This window comes from Streptomyces sindenensis, from assembly GCF_014649035.1.
Classification (GTDB): Bacteria; Actinomycetota; Actinomycetes; order Streptomycetales; family Streptomycetaceae; genus Streptomyces; species Streptomyces sindenensis.
This window is the reverse complement of sequence record NZ_BMSG01000015.1, coordinates 130593-153346: the sequence shown is the minus strand read 5'-3', so window position 1 is coordinate 153346 and position 22754 is coordinate 130593. Positions and strand designations below refer to the sequence as shown.

The 22754-nt window shown below is 72.3% G+C and carries 18 protein-coding genes and 1 pseudogene; 13 read left to right on the top strand and 6 right to left on the bottom strand.

Annotated elements, in window-relative coordinates:
* Positions 1-553 precede the first annotated feature (553 nt).
* Together IE145_RS18480 and IE145_RS18475 are read left to right on the top strand one after the other, a co-directional pair.
* Positions 554-2074, top strand: coding sequence for a WD40 repeat domain-containing protein (locus IE145_RS18480; RefSeq protein WP_229825632.1), 1521 nt, complete (start codon positions 554-556; stop codon positions 2072-2074).
* Between the two features lie 402 nt (positions 2075-2476).
* Positions 2477-2830 (top strand): hypothetical protein, encoded by a 354-nt coding sequence (locus IE145_RS18475; protein WP_229825630.1) that lies wholly within the window; start codon positions 2477-2479, stop codon positions 2828-2830.
* Positions 2831-2943: 113 nt separating this feature from the next.
* Here IE145_RS18475 and IE145_RS18470 read toward each other — a convergent pair whose 3' ends face one another.
* The 4 genes from IE145_RS18470 to IE145_RS18455 all read right to left on the bottom strand — a co-directional run bounded on the left by IE145_RS18470 (position 2944) and on the right by IE145_RS18455 (position 9439).
* Positions 2944-3834, bottom strand: coding sequence for a S1 family peptidase (locus IE145_RS18470; RefSeq protein ID WP_189526276.1), 891 nt, complete (start codon positions 3832-3834; stop codon positions 2944-2946).
* A gap of 276 nt (positions 3835-4110) precedes the next feature.
* Positions 4111-7023, bottom strand: a complete 2913-nt coding sequence (locus tag IE145_RS18465) for an ATP-binding protein (RefSeq protein WP_189526274.1) — start codon at positions 7021-7023, stop codon at positions 4111-4113.
* 254 nt (positions 7024-7277) lie between these two features.
* Positions 7278-8891 (bottom strand): S8 family peptidase, encoded by a 1614-nt coding sequence (locus IE145_RS18460; protein WP_189526273.1) that lies wholly within the window; start codon positions 8889-8891, stop codon positions 7278-7280.
* Positions 8892-9148: 257 nt separating this feature from the next.
* Positions 9149-9439, bottom strand: coding sequence for a hypothetical protein (locus IE145_RS18455; RefSeq protein WP_189526271.1), 291 nt, complete (start codon positions 9437-9439; stop codon positions 9149-9151).
* A gap of 171 nt (positions 9440-9610) precedes the next feature.
* Between IE145_RS18455 and IE145_RS18450 the strand changes: the two genes are divergently transcribed.
* Positions 9611-10843 (top strand): metallophosphoesterase, encoded by a 1233-nt coding sequence (locus IE145_RS18450; RefSeq protein WP_189526270.1) that lies wholly within the window; start codon positions 9611-9613, stop codon positions 10841-10843.
* Positions 10844-10876: 33 nt separating this feature from the next.
* Here the strand turns inward: IE145_RS18450 and IE145_RS18445 are convergent, their stop codons facing one another.
* Positions 10877-11125 (bottom strand): hypothetical protein, encoded by a 249-nt coding sequence (locus IE145_RS18445; protein ID WP_229825629.1) that lies wholly within the window; start codon positions 11123-11125, stop codon positions 10877-10879.
* Positions 11126-11223: 98 nt separating this feature from the next.
* Between IE145_RS18445 and IE145_RS18440 the strand changes: the two are divergent.
* Positions 11224-12072: pseudogene (locus IE145_RS18440) on the top strand (acyl-CoA dehydrogenase family protein); the annotation flags it as partial.
* A 9-nt stretch (positions 12073-12081) separates the two neighbouring features.
* Here IE145_RS18440 and IE145_RS18435 read toward each other — a convergent pair.
* On the bottom strand, positions 12082-12855 hold the full coding sequence (locus IE145_RS18435; RefSeq protein WP_189526268.1) for a TioE family transcriptional regulator: 774 nt from the start codon (positions 12853-12855) through the stop codon (positions 12082-12084).
* 57 nt (positions 12856-12912) lie between these two features.
* Here IE145_RS18435 and IE145_RS18430 point away from each other — a divergent pair, with 57 nt between their 5' ends.
* From IE145_RS18430 to IE145_RS18390, 9 genes are all read left to right on the top strand, one after another.
* Positions 12913-14115: an erythromycin esterase family protein gene (locus IE145_RS18430; RefSeq protein ID WP_189526264.1), complete on the top strand. Its 1203-nt coding sequence runs from the start codon at positions 12913-12915 to the stop codon at positions 14113-14115.
* A 98-nt stretch (positions 14116-14213) separates the two neighbouring features.
* Complete coding sequence (locus tag IE145_RS18425; RefSeq protein WP_189526263.1) at positions 14214-15113, top strand: LLM class F420-dependent oxidoreductase; 900 nt, start codon at positions 14214-14216, stop codon at positions 15111-15113.
* Between the two features lie 157 nt (positions 15114-15270).
* Positions 15271-16365: a Rieske 2Fe-2S domain-containing protein gene (locus tag IE145_RS18420; RefSeq protein ID WP_189526261.1), complete on the top strand. Its 1095-nt coding sequence runs from the start codon at positions 15271-15273 to the stop codon at positions 16363-16365.
* 353 nt (positions 16366-16718) lie between these two features.
* A complete protein-coding gene (locus IE145_RS18415; protein WP_069735965.1) occupies positions 16719-17480 on the top strand; it encodes a DeoR/GlpR family DNA-binding transcription regulator in 762 nt (253 codons plus the stop codon).
* Positions 17481-17593: 113 nt separating this feature from the next.
* Entirely contained in the window at positions 17594-18958 is a 1365-nt protein-coding gene (locus tag IE145_RS18410; protein ID WP_189526259.1) for an ABC transporter substrate-binding protein, read from the top strand.
* A complete protein-coding gene (locus IE145_RS18405; protein WP_189526257.1) occupies positions 18955-19917 on the top strand; it encodes a carbohydrate ABC transporter permease in 963 nt (320 codons plus the stop codon). The genes IE145_RS18410 and IE145_RS18405 overlap by 4 nt, the downstream gene beginning before the upstream one ends.
* Complete coding sequence (locus IE145_RS18400) at positions 19914-20798, top strand: carbohydrate ABC transporter permease (protein ID WP_189526255.1); 885 nt, start codon at positions 19914-19916, stop codon at positions 20796-20798. Before IE145_RS18405 ends, IE145_RS18400 begins: the two co-directional genes overlap by 4 nt.
* Positions 20795-21784: a zinc-dependent alcohol dehydrogenase family protein gene (locus IE145_RS18395; protein ID WP_189526254.1), complete on the top strand. Its 990-nt coding sequence runs from the start codon at positions 20795-20797 to the stop codon at positions 21782-21784. Before IE145_RS18400 ends, IE145_RS18395 begins: the two co-directional genes overlap by 4 nt.
* Positions 21781-22719: a PfkB family carbohydrate kinase gene (locus IE145_RS18390; RefSeq protein ID WP_189526252.1), complete on the top strand. Its 939-nt coding sequence runs from the start codon at positions 21781-21783 to the stop codon at positions 22717-22719. Before IE145_RS18395 ends, IE145_RS18390 begins: the two co-directional genes overlap by 4 nt.
* Positions 22720-22754 lie beyond the last annotated feature (35 nt).

Here is a 22754-nt window from a genome sequence, read left to right as displayed (position 1 = left end):
ACGGGAGGCCATGTGGCGGCTCCTCAGGTATCCGGGGTGGGCTCACGTCAGTACGGCGACGACAGCCGCGACGAGCCGCGCAGCGCGTACAACACCGGCGCGGGCAGAATCGACCGCGGCCCGGCAGCGGGCGGGAGCCCCGCCACGGTCGCGCAGGCCAGGACCCGCGGCACGAGACACGCCACGACGGGTCCCACCCGCCAGCAGCTCGCCGCGCAGCCAGGAGTGCTCGTAGCGGGCGGGGACAACGATCCCAGGCGCCCGGGCCCCAACCGGCGCCACCCCGAATCGCTGGGGCGGGTGTGCTGCGACATGAGGCTCCTCTCCCGCACCGCTTCAGGGTCCCACCGACTCTGTCACGGCCGGCGAGAACCGATGCCCCCGCCGCCGTCCATGCGCTCCACGCCGTGTGAACGGGCCGCCGTCCCGCTGAAGGTGCGGAGGAACCGTGCTGGCCACAAATGACTTGTCTCAGCCTGCTGATGACGCTTTCGTATCAGCACCAGTGCCGCTGTGATCCGCCGCGGCGCGCCGACATCAGGGGGGAACACCGTTGAAGAAGGCGTTAGGAAGAGGCAGCAGACTGACGGCGGCGCTGCTGGCGAGCGCGCTGGCCGGATCGACGATGGCCGCCACCGGTACCGCGTCCGCGGCCTCGGGGGCGGCCGAGGTCGCGGCGGTGGTGCCGTCGGGGCCGGGCCGGGAGCTGTCGGCCGCGTCGTTCACCCAGATGGCGGTGGACGACGCCGGCCGGCGTGTGTGGATCGCCGGCGACCGGGTCTATCCGGACGGGTCGAGGCGGGGCGAGGTGATCGGCGTGCTCTACGGGGGCGCGGGGCCCGCCCTCGCGAGCGCCGACCTGGCCGCCCCCCTCTCGGGCGTCGCGGTGGACCCGACCGGCTCGAAGGTCTATGCCGGGCAGTCGGACCACATCGCGAACTACTCCCATGAGAACGGGTCCTTGTACCCCCTCGACCCGATTCCGGCGCCCGCCGACGACTGTGGGCGGGAACTGGTGCACACCGGCGGACGGCTGTTCTTCACCAGCCGGGCCCCCGCTTCCCCCGAGGGCTGCGACGACGCGCTGGGCATGGGCAGTGTCGGCGTCGCCGCGACCGCTGAGGGCCACAGCGCCGGGGAGGTCATGTACTCGTACACCAGGGTCCATCTCGAGGGAGGGCCCGGGGGGCTGCTCGTGACCGCCCCGGAGCGCTGGTCCCCCACCGACGACCCCGACCTGGGGATCTACCGGGTCACGGACGGGGCGGACGGGAACCTGCTGGAGTTCCTGGGCGAACGCCGGTTCGCCGAGAGCGGCACGGGCCCGGGAATGGACTTCCGGGACGCCGACTTCTCCGCGGACGGCTCCGTCCTCGCGGTCGCCGACGGGGCCCGGGGAACGGTGCTGCTCGGCGGCCAGGACGCCCGCTTCCTCGACAACCGCTACGTGCCGCTGCCGGAGGGCGTGGCACCCACGGCGGTCGCCTTCAGCCCCGACGGCAAGTGGTTCGCCCAGGGCGGCGCGGGTTCGGGCGACGCGGCCGACCTGACCTTGGCGTTCGCCGACCCGTCGGTCGAGCGGGAGCCGCTGCGGATCAGCTTTGACGACGAGGACGCGGGCCGACGCGTCGTCCCTCGGGGCATGGAGTTCTCCGGGGACGGCGAACAGCTCTTCGTCGTGACCTCCAACCAGGAGGGTACGAAGTTCTGGCTGCACACGATCCAGACCCGGGAGGCCCTGGCTCCGTCGAGCTTCGTGAACGTGGCGCACGGCCCGGCCATCGCCGGAAAGCCGATCAGGGTGACTGGACGGCTGGACCTGGACGGTCTGGCGCCCGCCGAGGCGCCGCAGATCACGGTCCAGCGAATGGACGGGCCGGACGTCACCTTCCTGCCGCCGGTTCCGGTCGCCGAGGATGGAACCTTCACGCTTGAGGACGTCCTGCCGGACCGGGCCGGAGACGTCGTCTACGTGCTCGGCTACGCCGGAGGCACGTTCCACTACCGGACGGAGCACTGGCTCCTGGTGAACACCGTCGAGGAGTCGAACACGGTAACCCGCGGCAGGCGGTAGCCGGCGCGCGGTACGGCGATTTCCGTCGTGGGACAAGGGCCGCCCGTATCCCGGCGGGTGGCCCTTGAGGCGGTCGCGTGGCAGCCGGGCACGCCATGGGTCCGTTCCGGGCAACGCCGGATGCCCACCAGGAACGAGGAATTCCGCATCCACCGCGGCCGCGGACCAACATCGCCCCGGCGGGCGGCGGGGAGCTGCTGCTCACGCTCCTCGGCAAGCGGAACGCGCGCGGCCTCACGGCACCGACGGCGGCGTCCGGCCGTCCGTCTCCGCCGACCGGAAGGCGGGAAGCGGGGAAGCGGGGAAGCGACGGAAACCGCCTCGCGGCCAGGCTCGTGGGGCCGGTATGGTCCGGTCTCCCGGCCTGCCGTGCCGGTGGAACACGTGTGGAGAGCGATGCAGATGACCAGCCCCCGAGCGACGACGACCCTGTGGCGCCCCACCGGCCCCGTGGAGCTTGAGCTGGTCCGGGAGTCGGACTGGCGTGCCTGGCCGCCGCGTCTGCCGGAGCAGCCGATCTTCTACCCCGTTCTCAACGAGGACTACGCGGTCAGGATCGCCCGGGACTGGAACGTGAAGCACGACGGAGCCGGGTTCGTCACGCGGTTCGAGGTGGAGTCGGAGTTCCTGAGCCGGTATCCCGTCCGGCAGGCCGGTGGGCGGACCATTCTCGAGCTCTGGGTTCCGGCCGAGGAACTGGACGACTTCAACGCCCACATCGTCGGCGAGATCCAGGTGATCCACGAGTTCCGCTGAGGCGGGGAGGCCCGTGGGCTGGACACGACGGCACACGAACGAACGCTGCCCCCGCCGACGAATCGGCGGGGGCAGCGTTCAGGGCCGATGGTGGAACCCCGGTTCGTGCGGGATCAGATGATGCTCACTCCGTAGACGCTGAGCGCCTCGGTGACGGGCTGGTAGAACGTGGTGCCGCCGGAGGAGCAGTTGCCGCTGCCGCCGGAGGTGAGGCCGAGCGCGGTGCTTCCGGAGAAGAGCGCGCCGCCGCTGTCGCCGGGCTCGGCGCAGACGTTGGTCTGGATCAGACCGGAGACGATGCCGTCGGCGCCGTAGTTGACGGTGGCGTTGAGACCGGTGACGGAGCCGCCGTGCAGGCCGGTGGTGCTGCCGCTGCGCTGGACGGACTGGCCGACCCTGGCATCGGCCGCGCCGTCGATCTCCTGATAGCTGCCGTTGTAGAGGGAGACACGGCCGTCGGCCGCGCCCGGGTCGGAGTGCCGGATGATGCCGTAGTCGTCGCCGGGGAAGCTCGATCCGGTGGTGGTGCCGATGGACCACGAGCTGCCGATGTTGGTGCAGTGCCCGGCGGTCAGGGCGAACTTGGTTCCCGCGCTGTCCTGCACGTTGAAGCCCAGGGAACAGCGGGCGCCGCCGGTGGTGATGGCCTCGCCACCGGCGATGAGCTTGGTGAACTTGCCGGGGGTCCGCTTGACCACGAGGGCGTCGGCGTTCACGCCGGCCTCGCTCCTCAGCTTGGCGATCTCGGCCTTGCTGACCGTGCTGTCGGCGGTGACGACGACCTTGCCCGACGCCGCGTCGACGTACCAGGCCGTGCCGCCGACATCGGCGGTGCGCACGGAGTCGGCGGTCCGGTTGAGCTCGGTGGCGCTGAACGTCGTCGGGGCCGGCTGGGCGGACGCGGCGGCAGCGGGAACCGCGAGTGCCGCCGCGGCGGCGAGGCCGGTGGCCCCGGCGATGAGTCGTGCTCGTCTCGTGAGGCTGTGGGGGCGAGAGAGTCGCACTGTGTTCCTCCAGATCGTGGGGGGAAACTCGGGGCGTTTGGGTGGACGCCCATGACGCGTCACCGGGAACACGATCATTCCGACGTGTCCCTGACAACGTTATTCATGCTGAAGAGACCGGTGGACCCACACAAGACCCCCGGATCCGGGCTGGCTGACGAGTAGCTCTTGCGGTGCGCTCCAGACCTCAACATTCCGGCACATTACCCACCTTGGAAGGGGAGGGGATGGCGGAATATGGACCATTGGGTGCGCCTCCCGCCCTCGCCTGTCCGGTCACGGTCCGAGGTGTGAACCGATCTCCGTGCGTGAGGAGACCCCCAGCTTCCGCAGGGCACGCGCCACGTGGTGCTCGACCGTGCGGTGCGAGAGGACCAGCTCGCGCGCGATCTCGCGGTTCGACAGGCCGAGCGAGGCGAGGCGGGCCACGGCTCGCTCCCGGGGCGAGAGGTGGTCGCCGTACCCCAGCGCACCGGGCCTGCGGGCGGTGGTCTGTCCGTGCTCCCGCAGTTCGCGCTGACACCGCAGCACATCCCATACGGCGTCGATGTCCTGGTAGGCCGCGATCGCCTCGTGCAGCGCCGTGCGCCCGGCCGGCATGCCCGAGGCCAGCAGATGGAGACCCCGGGCCTCCTTCACGTACGCGGCTTCGTACGGTCGCTCCAGCCGCGTCCACGCATCCGCCGCGGACACGTACAGCGCGTCGGACGGTGCGTGCCCGGACTGCGAGGAGTCCGTCGCGGTGAGCAGGGCCCGACAGGTCAGCAGGGCGGCCCGGGCCGCCGGTGCGTCCCGGTCGGCGATGCCCGCGGCCAGCTCCGCGCCCAGGCGATGCGCCTCGGCCGGGCGGCCGTCCCGGATGAGAGCGTCGATCGCCGGTGGTACGAGGGGGGTCGCCCACACCCACGCCCCGGTACGGCGGACCTGCCGCAGCGCCTCCTCCACCGCCTGGACGGCCCGCGGTGGGCGTCCGGCCGCCAGGTGGATCCGCGCCCCGGCGGCCGCGGCAGCCGTCAGCACCACGCCGGTGTCCAGCGCGGTCGTCCGCACGGCCCGTTCCAGGAGCCGCCGCGCCACATCCGTCTGCCCCTTGGTGTGCAGGCGCAGCAGTCCGCAGACCAGCAGGGCCTCCGCGTGGAAGTCGGGCACGTCCCGGTACTGCGCCTCGGCACGCTCGGCACGCCCCAGGAGGCCCTTCCACCGGCCACCGGTGAAGGCCGCGACCACGTCCGTCGTCTCGACGAACGCCTCCAGATAGGGGGCGTGGTTCGCCCGCACCGCCTGCCACGCCCGGGCCTGGAAGGCACGGGCACGCCGCGGGTGTCCCAGGGAGTTCGCGGCGCCCGCCAGATTGGCGTACACCCTCGCCGCCGCCTCACCGGCAAGGGTGTCGGGCAGATCCGCGACCGCCTCCCACGCCGCCGGGTCGCCCATCAGGGCCAGGGCGGTGGCCCGGTTGGCCAGCACGGCGGAGCGCAGGTCCTCCTCCTCGACCCCGGGCAGCAGCCGCTCCGCCTCGGCCAGCAGACGGCGGTGCTCGCCGACCCGCCAGCCCTTGAGGGAGGGGATGGCGGTGATCGCCAGCGCGCGTGCGGCCTGGCCGGTGGAGACGACCAGAAGGTCGGGGACCGCTCGCGCTATCTCCTCCAGCGCCTCCAGCCCGGAACCCGACTGGTTGCGCAGCAACAGGCCCAGCAGCAACCGGATCTCGCCGCTCGGCCCGGGGCCCAGCGAGCACCGGCCGAGGACCTGCCGCAGCGCTGCGGGCACCTGCGGGCCGGGCCTGGCGTTCAGCGCGACGCGGGCCAGCTTCAGCGCGATCCGGTCCCGGGCCACCGGTGTGGGACCGTCGCGCAGGGCATCGAGGTAGTGAGCGGCGGCCAGGCCCGCGTCCCCGTGCCCGGCCGCCCGGTCGGCCGCCGCCTCCAGGCAGCGCGCCGCCTGTACGGGGCGGCCGGCGCGCCGGTAGTGCTCGGCCATCCCCGCCAGCGGGACGACGCTCGCGTGCCGGGCCAAGGCGCGAGCCGCACGCAGGTGCAGCACAGGCCGTTCCGGTTCGGCGACCGCCTCGTACGCGGCCCGGCGCGCCAGGTCGTAGGAGAAGGCGTACCCGCCGTCGCGGGGGAAGCCGTGGGCACCGTCGTCGGGGAAGGCGTGGGCCTCGCCCGTCCGCCGCAGCACCCCTTCCCGCACCGCCGCCGCGAGTGCTCGACGCGTCTCCGGCTCGCCCAACCCCGCGACGGAGCAGAGCAGTTCAACGGGCGCGGGTTCGCAGAGGACCGCGGCCGCGGCGACCACCCGCCGTGCCGCCGGAGGAAGGCCACGCAGCCGCTCCACCACTACCCGGCGCACGGACGCGGGCAGCGGCGGCTCCCCCGCCGCGCCGGTAGGGAACTCCGCGGAGCCCGGCCATCCGCGCAGTACCTCCTCGACGACGTACGGCAAACCGCCCGTCCACCGGTGCAGACGGCCGGCGAACTCGTCCGGGACCGCCTGTGCGCCGAGCAGCCCGGCGGCCAGCGCACCGGTCTCCGCCGCCGACAGCGGCGCGAGGTGCCGCTCGACCACCGTCACCTGGGCCGGTGCGCGCAGCGGAAACGGAAGGCCGTCGCTCCCTTCGGTGTCAGTGTGGGGAGCGGTATGACTGCGGGCGGTGAGTACGAGGCCCAGTCGCGGTGGCGGATCGGCGACGACCGTACGGAGGAAGGCGCAGGTGGAAGCGTCGGCCCACTGGAGGTCCTCGACGACCAGGACGGTCTCCCCGAGCGCTGCCGTGTACGCGTGCAGGGCGCGCAGGGCGCGGCGGTGTTCGGCCAGCGGGTCTCCCAGGGGAGGCGGCGCGGGCGGGAGGCGATCCGCGAGGTCGGGCAGCAGAGCGTGCAGGGCCCCGGTCACCGGCGGCAGGTCCGCCGGGAGCGGCCCGGAGCGGAAGCGGTTCAGCACCTCGACGAGCGGCGCGAGGGGGAAAGGCGTGTCCGCCTCCTGGCAGCGGGCGACCAGGGTGGCGGTGTCCGGTGATGTGGTCCGTCGCAGGAGTTCGTGTACGAATCGGCTCTTGCCTGCCCCGGCCTCGCCGGTGATCACCGCGACGGCTGGTCTGCGGTCGAGCCGCGAGCACACGTCGTCCAGGAGGGCGGAGCGTACGGCCGGGAGACCGGGGGCGGGGGGCGGCGACGGCTCGGCGTTCACGGCTTCCTTTTGCGCTCCTGAGCGGCATCGGCATGACGAGGGGTGGATGGCCGGGCGGGCCTACGGGCGGACTGGTGGCCTGGCCGGACTGGCGATGCGACCGGGCCGTCGGGAGGGCCTCATGATGGCTCCTTCCCACGGCGCTGGAAAGAGGAGTGGCGTCCGCGGCGCGTGTGCGGGCGCCGCGGACGCCTCCTTCCCGGGCCGGCGAGGTTCGCGGAGAGTCGCTCACCGGCCGGGAGGCGCGGGCCGGATCAGAACTGGAGGGACCAGGAGTTGATGGAGCCGGTGTCGTTGACCCAGTTGTCGGTGACGCGGAGCTTCCAGACGCCGTTCGCGGGGCTGCTTGAGGCATTGACCGTGAACGTGCCCCGGACGTTGTCGGCGCTGTCGTTGGGGTTGAAGTCCTTCAGGACGGCCGCGCCTCCGCCCGGGGGCAGCAGTTCGACCTTGAGGTCGCCGCGGAAGGTGTGACGGATGTCGAGCGTGACCGAGAGGTCGGCGGGGGCGTTGCCGTCGATCCCGGTCACGGTGATGGGGGATTCGACGGTGGCGTTGTCGCGGATCTGGACCTGACCGGTGCTCTCGAACTTCCTGCCGGGCGGATCGGTGGGGTCCTCACCGCCGCCGTTGCCGGTGAAGAGCAGACGGTTCGGGGAGCCGGAGCGGGCGTCGCTGATCTTGTCCGGGGTGGCGTCGGCGACCAGCTTGTCGCGGACCTGGGCGGGGGTGAGCGACGGGTCGGCGGCCAGGAGCAGGGCGGCGGCGCCGGCGGTGTGCGGGGATGCCATGGAGGTGCCGCTCATGGACTGGCCGGCGCTGTCCCCCGCGTTGGACGTGGAGATGATCTTGTCCCCGGGGGCGAAGATGTCGAGGCAGGTGCCGTAGTTGGAGGCCTGGCCGTTGCTCCAGCCGGTGGCGCGGGCGTCCGAGCCGTTCGTGGCACCGACCGTGATCGCCGCCGGGGTGGACGAGGGCGAGTACTGGCAGGAGTCGGCGTTGTTGTTGCCCGCGGCGACGACCCAGGTGATGCCGGACGCGATGGAGTTGCTGATCGCGTCGTTGATGGACTGGGTCCTGCCGCCGCCGACGCTCATGTTGACCACGGCGGGCTTCTTGGCGTTCTTGGTGACCCAGTCGATACCGCGGAGGACCGGGTCCCAGCTGGTGCCGGAGCTGCCCTGGCAGTTCAGCACACGGACGCTGACGATCTTGGCGCCCTTGGCGACCCCGTAGGAGCTGCCCGCGGCCGTACCGGCGACGTGAGTGCCATGCCCATGACAGTCTGAGGCGTTGGAGTCGTTGTCGATGAAGTCGTAGCCGCTGGTGGCCCGGCCGCCGAAGTCGCCGTGGCTCATACGGACACCGGAGTCGACGACGTACACCGTGACGTCGGAGGCTTCGCTGGGGTAGGTGAAGCTCCTGTCCAGCGGGAGGCCGCGCTGGTCGATGCGGTCCAGGCCGTAACTGGGCGGATTGGGCTGGGTGCCGGTGGCGTACGCGGCGCCGTCGGCTTCCACGCGGGCCACCGAGGGGTCGGCGGCGAGGCGCTTGGCCTTCTCCTCGCTCATCTTCACCGAGAAGCCGCGCAGAGCGCTGGTGTAGGTGCTCCTGACCTGGCCCGCGTGGCGCTGGGACAGGGACCGCGCGACGGAGGGTATCTCCGTACGGGCCACGGAGTCCTTGAGCGTGACGATGTAGGAGCCTTCGACCGCGTCGGGGCGGTCCGCACCGACGATGCGGCCTTCGCCACCGCCCGGCGGTACGGGCGCGGCGGCGACCCCGGCGGTCGAGGCGGCCCCGACGAGCAGGGCGGCACCGGCACCGACGGCGAGCAGTCTCCGCAAGGTGCGAACGGGACGATCCACAGCTTCTCCTCTTGATGCGTCACAGGCCCTGTCGGGCCTGGGTGGGGGTGGGCCGCCCGGCGTGCGGGCACCACGAAGAGAGCCGTGGTGACGGGAGATCAGGCCGGGCGGCCGCGGGGATGAGCGGTGATGGGCTTTGCCGCCCAGAGTGTGCGGCGCGCGAACGGCGCCTATCAATACGTAGCCCTACCTAAAGGAAGGGCGCGCTGCCGTACGTCAACGGCGGACGGGCGTCACTTCTTGCCGAGAAACGGGCGTCACTTCTTGCTGAGAAAGTCGCGAAGTTCGTCGCCGCAGTCTTCGACGGTGCTCGCAGGGCCTCGCGAGAAGGCAAGGATTCCCTCTTCCTCGTCTTGCTGCCCGGACTTGGCCAGTTGCCTCTCGGCCTCGGCGATGAACTCGTCGCACTCGGCACTGACGGACGTGGCGGGCCGCGGGTCCGATGCCGAGGAGTTCTGCAGCGCGGCAGTGGCGGCGAGACCGGCCGCGCACAGCACCGCCCACGCACCGGCCCAGGTGCGGCGCCTCATCCGTATCGGCTTGGACATCCACGCATCCTACGGGCGCCGAGGCGGGGCCGGGCCTGGATCGCGGACTGCACGGCCGCCCCCCCCCCTGGGGCGATCCCGCGTACTGCGAGAGAATCCGGCAGTGGGGCCGGAGCAGAAGCAGGGCATCGGCCACGGGATCCGCCCAGGCAGAACCGCAGGAGGACGAGCGTGACCGATGCCGGCGACACCCGATCCGCGCGCGGCGCGGCAGGCGACGCGGCGCGGGGAGCGCCGCGGAGTCGGCTGCGGCGTCTGATGCGCTACATCCCCCTGGTCGCCCCCGTCCTGCTGTGGGCCGTGCCGTGCTGGGTTCTCCTGCACACCGGTCAGCGCTGGCCGCTGCCCGTCGCACTGGCCGGCACCGCGCTGTCCGTCCTCGGTCTGGTCGGTATGCCGTTCGCGATGGCCCGGGGGCACGGCCGGCGTCAGCAGGACGGGGCGGCCGTCGTCGGTGACACACTGCTCGGCTCCATATGGGTCCTGTTCACCTGGTCCGTCCTGCTCGGTGTCCTGTTGCGGCCCGCGCTGGCCGTGGCCGGCGTCGGGGACGGACAGGACCGGGCGCGCATCGTCACGTGGGCCGTCCTCAGCGTCGCCGCCGTGCTGCTCGCCTGGGGGTACGCCGAGGCCCGACGCGTACCACGCGTGCGTCGGCTCGACGTGGAACTCCCGCGTCTGGGAGCCGGGTTGGACGGCACCCGGGTCGTCCTGATCACCGACACCCACTACGGTCCGCTCGACCGCGCCCGCTGGTCCGCACGCGTCTGCGAGACGGTGAACACCTTGGAGGCCGATCTCGTCTGCCACACCGGCGACATCGCGGACGGCACGCCCGAACGCCGCCGCGCCCAGGCCGCTCCCCTGGGCACGGTGCGAGCGACCCGGGCCCGGGTCTACGTCACCGGCAACCACGAGTACTACAGCGAGGCCCAGGGCTGGGTCGACCTGATGGACGAATTGGGGTGGGAGCCCCTGCGCAACCGCCACCTGCTGCTCGAACGCGACGGCGACAGCCTCGTGGTCGCCGGCGTCGACGACGTCACCGCCGAGTCCTCCGGGCTGGCGGGCCACCGCGCCCATCTCGCGGGAGCCCTCGACGGCGCCGATCCCGGTCTCCCCGTCCTGCTCCTCGCCCATCAGCCCAAGTTCATCGACCGCGCGGCGGCCCACGGCATCGACCTCCAGCTCTCCGGCCACACCCACGGCGGCCAGATCTGGCCGTTCCACTACCTGGTCCGCGTCGACCAGCCGGCCGTCGCGGGCCTCAGCCGCCACGGCGCGCGCACCCTCCTCTACACCAGTCGCGGTACCGGCTTCTGGGGTCCGCCCTTCCGCGTCTTCGCCCCCAGCGAGATCACCCTGCTCGTCCTCCGGTCCCCGCAGGGGGCCGCCGCGTCCTGACGGCGGAGGGCGAGCGGCCCGACCGCCGGGACGTCACCCCCGCGGAGCCGAGGCGAAGATGCCCAGCAGCTTCATCGGCGACAGGGCCGTCGTCCGGGCGGTGAGGCGCTTCATCGTCGTACGGCCCGTGCGCTTGGCGGCGTAGTATGGCGGGCGCGGGGACAACGACGGGGAGCCGGTGAACAGGCCGCGCGGGAACGGTGCGAAGGGCGCCCGCAGGACCGTCTTCCCGACGTCCTCCAGCAGGAAGGCGTGGTGCGCGAATCCGGCCCCGCTGCCCATCCCCTGGGGGTGTGGCCGGGCTGCGCGCCCCACGGCGTGCGGCCCCGAGGAGGAAGCCCAACGCCACGCCGTCCAGCAGGGCGCTGAGGTGCATCACGTTCTCCAACGCGTCCAGCGAGCCGGAGTTCGACGACACCGTGGCCTGGCTCGTGGGGAGCGAGGGCAAGGGTGTGCGCACGATCATCGACATGGTGACGATGACCCGGCTCGACTGTGTGCTCGGCTCGGCCGCCGGCACCCGTGCCGCGCTCGCTCAGGCGGCCCACCACGCTCGCCACCGCTCGGTGTTCGGCGTCGAGCTGATCGACCAGCCCCTGATGCGCAACGTCCTGGCGGACCTGTCCCTGGAGTCCGAGGCGGCCACGACCCTGGCCCTGCGCCTGGCGGGGGCCGCCGACCGCGCCCACCGGGGCGACGCCGGGGAACGCGCCTTCCTCCGGCTGGCCACCGCGATCGGCAAGTACTGGGTGTGCAAGCGGCAGCCCGTCGCGGTCGCCGAGGCCCTGGAGTGCCTCGGCGGCAACGGCTACGACGAGGCGTCCGGGATGCCCCGGCTGTACCGCGAGGCCCCGCTCAACGGCATCTGGGAGGGCTCCGGCAATGTCAACGCCCTCGACATGCTGCGGGCGTTGACCCGGGAGCCCGAGTCGCTGGAGGCCCTGAGCGCCGAGATCGGGGCGGCCACCGGGGCGGACGCGCGCCTCGACGCGGCCTGGCGGGAGCTGCGGGCCGAGCTGGCCCGCCCCGAGGACGCGCAGCTCCGGGCCCGCCGGGTCGTCGAACGGGCCGCTCTCGTCCTCCAGGGATCGCTGCTGGTACGCCACGCCCCGGCGGCGGTGGCCGACGCGTTCTGCGCATCCCGCCTCGCCGGGGACCGGGGGCTCGCGTTCGGCACCCTTCCCGCGGGCACGGACTTCGCGGCCCTGCTGGGGCGGCTGCCTGCCTGACCGAACCGCTCACGTGCCGTGCGGCCGGTGCGGGCCCTGCGCCCGCGCCGGCCTTTCGCGTTCGCGGAGGTAGGCGTCCAGCTCGGCGGCCCCGGCCAGCATCGCGCGCCCGCGGGCGGCCAGCCGGTCGTGCCAGTCGCGCAGGGCGGCGGCGAGCGGTTCCGGGCCCCCGGCCGCCCGCACCTGGGCGATCAGCGGTGCGATCTGCTCCAGGCGGTAGCCGCCCCGCCGGAGTTGGTGCGCCATGGCTGCGTCCCGTACGTCGGCCCCGTCGTACACGCGGTACCCGGTCCGCGGGTCGCGGCGCGGGGTCACGATCCCGGCGCGCTCCCACTTCCGCAGCGTGGCGGGTCCGATGCCCAGCCTCCTTGCCAGCGGTCCGACGAACATCGTGCCGTGATCCGCCCCGTCGTCAGGTGCGGGCACGGCCCCGGGCCCCACGTCGCAAAGGGCCCTTTCGACGGCGTCCAGCGTTCTGCGGTCCTCCAGGAGCTGGGCGTGGCTCTCGTCGACAAGGCGGAGCGCCTCGGCCGGATCGTCGCGGTTCACCGCCCGCATGATCGCCGTCGCGATCGCGTGCCCGTGGCCGGGGGCCAGGGCGAGGAAGGTGCCCAGGGCGTCCGCGTGCAGCGGTGTGTAGGTGCGGTAGCCGTGGGCGGTGCGCCCGGCGGCCGGGAGGATGCCCGCCGCCTCGTAGTTCCTCACGGCCTGGGTCGACAGACCGTGCCGACGGGCCAGGTCGACGGGGCGGAGGCGACCTGCTGTTTGAGGGTTTTTACCCATCCACCGAGGATATCGCGCAAAAGTTTCCACCGAAGGTTCAACGATACGGTTGAAGCCATGGCCAACGACATCAAGGACATCGCCCATGCCGTCGAGGCGGCCTCCGTCATGAGGCTGTTCGCCTCCCCGCCCCGGATGCTGACCCTCGGCGAGCCCACTCACGGGGTGGACGCCCCGCTCCGCCTGCGCAACGCCCTCTTCCGTCAGCTGGTGGAGCGGGAGGGGTACCGGACCATCGCCGTCGAGAGCGACTGTGTGGCGGGACTTCTGGTGGACGACTACGTGACGACGGGCGCGGGCGCCCTGGACGACGTACTGGACCGGGGGTTCAGCCACGGTCTCGGAGCGTCCGCAGCCAGTCGTGAACTGGTGGACTGGATGCGCGTGTTCAACGACGGCCGGCCCCCGTCCGACCAGGTCCGGTTCGCCGGCTTCGACGGTCCGCTGGAGATGGCCCGGGCCGCGAGCCCCCGGGAGACCCTCACCGCGCTCCACCGCACGCTCACCGACCACGTCGAGCCGGGACTGATTCCGTGCACCGCCGGGACGCTCGACCGTCTGCTCGGGCCCGACGACCGGTGGACCGACCCCGCCGCGATGCTGGATCCGACCGCGTCGTTCGGGCAGTCCGCCGAGGCCGGGGAGCTGCGGCTGCTCGCCGACGATCTGGGGGCGCTGCTCCACTCCTGGGCGCCGCGGCTGATCGCGGCGACCTCACGGGACGCGTTCGACCGGGCGCGGCTCCGGGCGCGGGCCGCCTCGGGGCTGCTGCGCTACCACCACTGGATGGCCGACGCCTCGCCGAGCCGACTGGCACGGCTGACGGGCCTGCGGGACCAGATGATGGCCGACAACCTCCTCGCGCTCGCGGAACGCGGGAAGGTTCTGGTCCACGCGCACAACAGCCATCTCCAGCGCGACATCAGCTCGATGCGGATGGGCGGACAGCGGCTGGAGTGGTGGAGCGCGGGTGCCGTCGTGCACACCCGGCTGGGCGAGGAGTACGGCTTCCTGGCCACCGCGTTCGGCACGATGCGGCACCAGGGCGTGGACATCCCGCCGCCGGACACCCTCGAAGGAGCCCTGTACGCGCTCCCGGCCGAGACCTGCCTCGTGGACGCCTCCGAAGCTGCCTCCGCCCTCGCCGCCACGGGCCCCGGACGGCGCTCGTCGCCGTACTTCGGTTACGCCCCGCTCGACCCGGCGCACCTGGCCCGCATCGACGGGATCGTGTTCATGAAGGACGTCCCCGAGGACTGAGACCGCATGGGACTGCGCCTGCGGGACCAGGCCCCATCCGGTCGGGTGAAAAGCCCTCGGGGCAGGAATACCCGGGGCGGGCCGTTGTTGATCACACCATGACTTCTGAGACGAACGGATCGGGCAACACCTTCGGACGCGTGGGGATCTGGAGCGCGGCGCTGCACGCGTCACGCGTGGACGACGCGGGCAGGAAGGCGATCGCGGAGGCGCTCGCCGAACTCGACGAACTGGGGTACGGCACTGTCTGGACCGGGGCCAGCCCGACGCCCGCCGACGCCGCCGCCGTCGTGGCCGCCACCCGTTCGATCACCGTGGCCACCGGCATCCTGAGCATCTGGAACCACACGGCGGAGGAAGTGGCGGCCGCGGTCTCGGCGATCGAGCCGGACGCGCGCCGCCGCTTCGTCCTCGGACTGGGCGTCAGCCACGGCCCGATGGTGCCCCAGTACGCGAAGCCGTACAGCGCGATGGTGGAGTACCTCGACGCGCTCGACGCCGCCGAACCGTCCGTGGGCTCCGGCCACCGGGTCCTGGCGGCTCTCGGACCGAAGATGCTGAAGCTCGCGGCCGACCGGTCGCTGGGCGCACACCCCTATCTCGTCACGGCCGAGCACACCGCCGAGGCCCGTGCGGCGCTCGGCCCCGACGCGCTGCTCGCCCCGGAGCTGACCGTCGTCCTGGACACGGACCTCGACCGCGCCCGCACGACCGCTCGGACGATGCTGGAGATGTATCTCCAGCTACCCAACTACACGGCCAATCTGCTGCGCCTCGGGTTCACGGAAGGCGACTTCGAGGGCGGCGGCAGCACCCGCCTGCTGGACGCCCTCTTCGCGCTGGGCGACGCGGAACAGGTGACACGCCGGACCCGGGAGTACTTCGACGCGGGCGCGGACCACGTCGCATTGCAGGTCCTCACGGCCGACGAGGGCGGGGCGGGCCTGCCGCGCGCCGAATGGCGCGAGCTGGCCGAGGCGTTCGGCACCGGCCTCTGACGGGAAGCGGGCGCGCTCCGGATGACGCCCCGCGCTTCGCCCCCCTCCCGTCAACCCGCCGCCCGCACGGTCCCCTTCGGGTGATGTGCGGCGTACCAGGAGGCTCCCGGCGCGGTGCTGGGCAGCCTCCGTACGACCGACCGTGGAGGGGGCAGTCGTGGGAGTGGCACGCGAGCACGGGCACACGATCAGCGAGGGGCCGACGCCGGCGGATGCGGCGGGAGCGCCCGCCCTGCCGTATCCGAGCGGCTGGTCCGCCCTGGCCTTCTCGCACGAGTTGCGGCCGGGCACCGTGCTGACGCGGCCGCTCGCGGGGCGCGACGTCGTCCTGTACCGCACCGGCACGGGACTGCTCCGCGCCGTCCGGCCGTACTGCCCGCACCTGGGGGCCCATCTCGGCCTGGCCAAGGTCGAGGGGGAGGATCTGACGTGTCCCTTCCACTTCTTCGCGTTCGCCCCCGACGGCACCTGTGTCCGCACGGGGTACGGCACGCCTCCCCCGCGGTCGCCGCTGGCCCAGCTGCCCGTCCAGGAGGTGAACGGGGGCGTCTTCGTCTGGCGGCACCACGACGGACGGGATCCGGACTGGTCCGTACCGCGGTGGCACCGGATCGGGCACAGGCCCGCGCGCACGGCCGCCTGGGAATTGGCCGGCAACGTGCAGGAAGTCATCGAGAACGCGGTCGACCTCGGGCACTTCGCCACCCTGCACGGCTGGTCGAAGGCCGAGATCGACGGTCCTGTGACGTACGACGGCGCGACGTTCCATGTCGCCATGCGGGCCCACGAGTCCGCGCCCCTCGTGGGTGACTTCACCGTCGACGTGAAGGTGGACGGCTATGGACTCGGCTGCCTGCACGCCGACGTCCACACGCCCCGCTTCGGGCTGCGGATGTGCACGATGGTGATGCCGACGGCCATCGCGCCCAACCGGATGCAGTTCCGGCAGCTCAACCGCATCGCCTTCGACGAGCCGGGGCGGTTGCCGCCCGGGCTCGCCCGGATCGTCAGCCGAACCGCGGCCCGGCTCCTGGAGCGTCCCGTCTTCCGGTCCAGTTGCGAGTTCACCGCCGCCGACTTCCCGATCTGGCACCACAAGCAGTACCAGCAGCCGCCCCGGCTGGCTTCCGGCGACGGACCGATCGGCCCGTTCCGGCGCTGGGCCCGGCGGTTCTATCCGGAGGCGCCCGGGAGGGGCGCGGTGCCCCGCCCCCATGGCGGCGAGGGCGAGAGCAGGCCCGTGCTCCCCTGACACGGCCCGGGGGAGCCGGGCCGCCCGGGCGACCCGAGCGGCGCGGCCCCGGGCCGCGCCGCCCCGGTGTTCGTGTGCCCTCCCCCTCGGGCACCGCGGACGCCGGGGATCCATGATTCGGGCGCCGTTCGGGCATGGAACACGGGAAAGCGGGCGGCGCGGACGGCCGACACGGCGGCCGTCCGCGCCTGAACTGCGCTTTCGTGCCCACCAACCGGGCACGAACGGGCCGAGGGGATTCGGTGAAGCCGCTGGTCGTGACCCCTGACCTGCTTGTACAAACGACACATGAGCCCGAACGGACTATCGGGCTCCGCCCGAAACGGGCGCAGCAGCGACCAGGGAAGTGCGCCGTGGACACCGAGGAACGCCGTCGGGGAATTCTGGACACGGCCCGGCGGGAGGGGTCGGTCGGGGTGAACGCCCTCGCGGACCTGTTCAAGGTGGCCAGGGAGACCGTCCGCCGCGATCTGCACGTCCTGGAGGAGCACGGGCTGGTCCGTCGGACCCACGGCGGCGCCTACCCCGTGGAGTCGGCCGGCTTCGAGACCACACTCGCCGTCCGCACCACCCGCAACGTTCCGCAGAAGTCGCGCATCGCGGCCGCCGCGGCCGATCTGCTCGGCGACGCCGAGACGGTCTTCGTCGACGAGGGGTTCACCCCGCAGCTCGTCGCCGAGGCGCTTCCCCAGGACCGGCCGCTGACCGTGGTCACCGCGTCCCTGGCCGTCGCCACCTCCCTCGCCGCGGTCGAGAAGACCTCGGTGCTGCTGCTGGGCGGCCGGGTGCGCGGTTCGACGATGGCGACCGTCGACCACTGGGCCTCCCGGATGCTCTCGGAATTCGTGATCGATCTGGCGTACGTCGGAGCCAACGGCATCTCGCGCGAGTACGGTCTCACCACCCCGGACCCCGCCGTCGCCGAGGTCAAGGCGCAGGCGCTGCGCAGTTCGCGGCGCCGGATCTTCGCCGGGATCCACAGCAAGTTCGGCGCGGTGAGCTTCTGCCGGTTCGCCGGGGTCGGTGACTTCGAGGCGATCGTCACCGACGCCGGACTCTCCTCGGCCGAGGCCCAGCGCTACTCCCTGCTGGGCCCTCAGGTCATCCGCGTCTGACCGTCCCCGCCGCCCGCACGCGCCATCTCTCCGCTCCCCCGCCCGCCGGGGCGTGGTCCGCCATGCCCGCATCCACCCGATCACCGAGCCGCTACGACTGATCAGGAGCCCCCATGCCTCATCCAGGACGCCGTCGACCACGTATGCGGGGGCGGACGTGCGCCGTGACCGCCGCACTGGCCCTGCTCGCCACCGGCTGTGCCGGAGCGGGCGGGACCTCCTTCGGGGGCGGCGACGCGCTGAACGTGCTGATGGTGAACAACCCGCAGATGGTCGAGTTGCAGAAGCTGACCGCGAAGCACTTCACGAAGGAGACCGGTATCAAGGTCCACTTCACGGTGCTGCCCGAGAACGACGTACGCGACAAGATCAGCCAGGACTTCTCCAATCAGGCCGGTCAGTACGACGTCGCCACCATCAGCAACTTCGAGCTGCCGTTCTTCGCGAAGAACGGCTGGCTGCACCCGCTCGACGACTACGCGAAGGCCGACACCGCCTTCGACCAGGAGGACATCCTGGAGCCGCTGCGGGAGTCGCTGACCGCCGAGGACGGCAAGCTCTACGCCCAGCCCTTCTACGGCGAGTCGTCCTTCCTGATGTACCGCAAGGACGTCTTCGAGAAGCAGGGCCTGACGATGCCCGAGAAGCCGACCTGGGAGCAGGTGGCTAAGCTCGCCGAGCGGACGGACGGCGCGGAGCGCGGGATGAAGGGCATCTGTCTGCGCGGGCTGCCCGGCTGGGGCGAGGTCATCGCCCCGCTGACCACGGTCGTCAACACGATGGGCGGCACCTGGTTCACCGAGGACTGGGAACCGCGCCTGACCGCGCCGGAGTTCAAGAAGGCGACGAAGTTCTACGTCGATCTCGTGCGCAGTCACGGAGAGCTGGGCGCCCCGCAGTCCGGGTACGCGGAGTGCCTGAACAACATGACGCAGGGCAAGACCGCCATGTGGTACGACGCCACGGCGGGCGCCGGATCCCTGGAGGCGAAGGGCTCCCCGGTGAAGGGGAAGATCGGGTACGTCCCCGCCCCCGTCGAGCGGACCGAGAGCTCCGGGTGGCTCTACACCTGGGCCTGGGGCCTCCAGAAGGCGTCCAAGAAGGCCGACGACGCCTGGAAGTTCGTCTCCTGGGCCTCCAGCAAGGAGTACGAGGAGCTCGTCGGCGCCACCAGCGGCTGGTCCAACGTCCCGGCGGGCAAGCGGGCTTCGACCTACGCCAACCCCGACTACCGGGCGGAGGCAGGGGCGTTCGCCGATGTCACCGAGCTGGCGATCTCCCAGGCCGACCCGAAGAACCCGGGCACCCAGCCCCGCCCGACGGCGGGCATCCAGTTCGTCGGCGTACCGGAGTTCACCGATCTGGGCACCCGGGTGGCGCAGGAGATCAGCGCCGCCATCGCGGGCCGCCAGTCGGTGGACGACGCGCTCGCCGCCTCCCAGAAGCTGGCCGAGAAGGTCGCGGAGGAGTACCGATGACCATCACCGCAACGAGAGGGACCACCGCCTCTCCAAAGGCTCCGGTGAAGAATCCGGACGGCGGCAGGCGGCGCGCCTGGGCCACCCGCGCACCGCTGCTGCCCGCCCTGGTCTTCCTGATCGCCGTCACCCAACTGCCCTTCGTGGCGACCCTGGTGATCTCGCTCTTCGACTGGAACTCCCTCAAGCCGGAGAAGCGCCACTTCACCGGTCTCTCCAACTACGCGTCCGTCTTCACCGACGAGGCGTTGCGCGAATCGGTCGTGACGACCGTCGTCCTGACCGCGACCGTCGTGCTGGTCAGCGTCGCGCTCGGGCTCGTCTTCGCGCTGCTCCTGGACCGCGCCTTCTTCGGCCGGGGGTTCGTGCGGACCCTGCTGATCACCCCGTTCCTGCTGGTGCCGGTCTCGGCGGCGCTGCTGTGGAAGCACGCCCTCTACAACCCCGAGTACGGGCTGTTCAACGGGGCGCTGACCTGGTTCGGCGAGCTGTTCGGCATCGAGTCGATCGCGCAGCCGGAGTGGACGTCCGAGATGCCGCTGATCGCCATCGAGGCGTCGCTCGTGTGGCAGTGGACGCCGTTCATGATGCTGATCCTGCTGGCCGGGCTGCAGAGCCGGCCGGCCGAGATCATCGAGGCCGCGCGGCTGGACGGGGCCGGGCCCTGGCAGATATTCCGCCATCTGACCCTGCCGCATCTGCGCCGCTACCTCGAACTCGGCATCCTGCTCGGGTCGGTGTACATCGTGCAGAACTTCGACGCGGTGTTCACGATCACCTCCGGCGGGCTCGGCACCGCCAACCTCCCGTACACCGTCTACGAGACCTTCTACCGGGCCCATGAGTACGGGCTGGCGTCGGCGGCGGGCGTGGTCGTGGTGATCGGCACGATCATCATCGCCACCTTCGCGCTCCGGGTGGTCTCCTCCCTCTTCCGTGAGGAGGCGAGCCGCGCATGAGCGCCTCGACCGCGACTTCCCCGTCCGTCACCTCGCCCGTCAACGGGTTGGAGCGCAAGGCCCGTCGGCGCTCCGCCGCCCTCGGCGTGGTCGCCTGGGTCGTGGGCATCGGCTTCTGTCTGCCGGCCCTGTGGATGGTGCTGACGTCCTTCCACGCGGAGGCCGACGCGGCGACCAACCCGCCGTCGATCGCCGCCGCCCTGACGCTCGACGGCTACCGCACGTTCTTCGGTGACGGGGGCGGCCCGACCCCGTGGCCTCCGCTGGTCAACTCGCTGGCGGCGTCGTTCTTCTCGACCGTGCTGGTGCTGCTGCTCGCGCTGCCCGCCGCGTACGCGCTCTCCATCCGGCGGGTGCGCAAGTGGACCGACGTGATGTTCTTCTTCCTGTCCACCAAGATGCTTCCCGTCGTCGCCGGGCTGCTGCCGGTGTACCTGTTCGCGAAGAACACGGGGCTGCTGGACAACATCTGGCTGCTGGTCCTGCTCTACACCTCGATGAACCTGCCGATCGCGGTGTGGATGATGCAGTCCTTCCTCGCGGACGTGCCCGTCTCGATCATCGAGGCGGCACAGGTCGACGGGGCCCGGCTGCCGACGGTGCTGCGGCGGGTCGTCGCCCCGGTCGCCGGTCCCGGGATCGCCGCGACCGCCCTGATCTGTTTCATCTTCAGCTGGAACGAGCTGTTGTTCGCGCGGGTGCTGACCGGCGTGGTCGCCGGGACCGCCCCCGTCCATCTGACCACCTTCGTCACGAGTCAGGGTCTCTTCCTCGCCCAGCTGTGCGCGGCGTCCGTGGTCGTGTCCCTGCCGGTGCTCGTCGCCGGCTACGCCGCCCAGGACAAACTCGTCCAGGGCCTCTCGCTGGGAGCAGTCAAATGAGGGCAGCCATCGTCGAAGCCGTCGGCAAGGTCTCGGTGACCACCGTGCCGGACCCCACGCCGGGCCCGCGCGACGTGGTCGTCAAGGTGGCGTCGTGCGGGCTGTGCGGCACCGATCTCCACATCCTCCAGGGCGAGTTCGCACCGACGCTGCCGATCGTGCCGGGCCATGAGTTCGCCGGTGAGGTCGTGGGTCTGGGAGCGGACGTCACCGAGCTGTCCGTCGGCGACCAGGTGGCCGTGGACCCTTCGCTGCACTGTCACGAGTGCCGCTACTGCCGTTCCGGCCGGGGCAACCTCTGCGACAACTGGGCGGCGATCGGCGTCACCGTGCCCGGGGGTGCGGCCGAGTACGCCGTGGCGCCCGTCGCCAACTGCGTACGGCTGCCGGAACACATCGACGTCCGGGACGCGGCGCTGATCGAACCGCTGTCGTGCGCGGTACGCGGTTACGACGTCCTCAACGGCAATCTCGGGGCCCAGGTGCTGATCTACGGGTCGGGGACGATGGGGCTGATGATGCTGGAGCTGGCCAAGCGCACCGGCGCGGCGTCGGTGGACATGCTGGACATCAACGCACAGCGCCTGGCCACCGCGACGACGCTCGGGTGCACCGGGGCCGCGGCCCGCGCCGAGGAGCTGGACCGGCCGGGCGGCTGGGACGTCGTCATCGACGCCACCGGCAACGCGGGGGCGATCCAGGACGGGCTGGGCAGGGTCGCCAAGGGCGGGACGTTCCTCCAGTTCGGGGTCTCGGACTACGCCACGACCGCGGTGATCGAGCCGTACCGGATCTACAACCAGGAGATCACCATCACCGGGTCGATGGCGGTCCTGCACAGTTACGAGCGGGCCGCCGCGCTCTTCGCGAGCGGGGTGCTGGACGCGTCGGTGTTCATCAGCGACCGGCTGCCGCTGGAGCAGTACCCGCAGGCGATCGAGCGCTTCCAGGCGGGGATCGGCCGCAAGATCGTGGTGGAGCCGTGACGGACACCCCGCCCCCGGCCCCCGGCCGGGGCCCCCGCCCGGTCCTCGTGGCCGGTGAGGCGCTGGTGGATCTGGTGCCGGCCGGGGAGGACGACGCGGTCCGGGTGGCGCAGCCGGGCGGGGCGCCGGCGAACGTCGCGGTGGGGCTGGCCCGGCTGGGCGGGCGGCCGTCGTTCGTGGGCGGGCTCGGCGACGACGCCTTCGGGCGCCGCCTGGAGGCGTGGCTGACCGGGGCGGGCGTCGATCTCTCGTTGAGCGCCCGCCCGCCCCTGCCCACCGCGCTCGCCGTGGCCGACCCGGGTGAGCACGGGAACACGTACCGCTTCCATCTCGGGGACACGGCGACCTTCGCGCTGCCCGACCGTACGGCGGAGGTGCCGCGTTTCGGCGCGGTGTACGTGGGCGGGCTCGCCGCGGTCGTCGAGCCGGCTGCGGAGGTGGTGGCCGCCGTCGCGCGGGCGGCCGCACGCGGCGCTGTGCTCGCGGTGGACCCCAATGTGCGCGAGGACCGCACCCTGGACCCCGTACGGAGCGTGGAGCGGCTGCGCGAACTGTGCGCGCTCGCGCGGGTCGTGAAGGCGAGCGACGAGGATCTGGTGCGCCTGTGGCCGGACGCGGAGCCGGAGGCGAGCTGCCGCAGGCTCGCCGGGCAGGGGCGGCTGGTGGTGCTGACCCGGGGCGCGCGGGGCGCCACCGCGTACGTCCAGGACGCCCCGGCGATCTCCGTCCCCGCCCTTGCGGTGCGGGTGGTGAACACCATCGGCGCGGGTGACGCGTTCATGGCAGGAATGCTGGCCTGGCTCGGGGCGGAGACCGGGTGGCGGACCGAGCTGTCCGGCGGGGAGACGCGGGCGATGCTGGAGTACGCGGCCGCGACGGCCGCCTCGGTCTGCGCCGGGGCGGGAACGGAACCCACCGCCCCGCTTGGGGTGTGAAGCGGTCGTCCACCGGGCATCACACGGTGGACCCG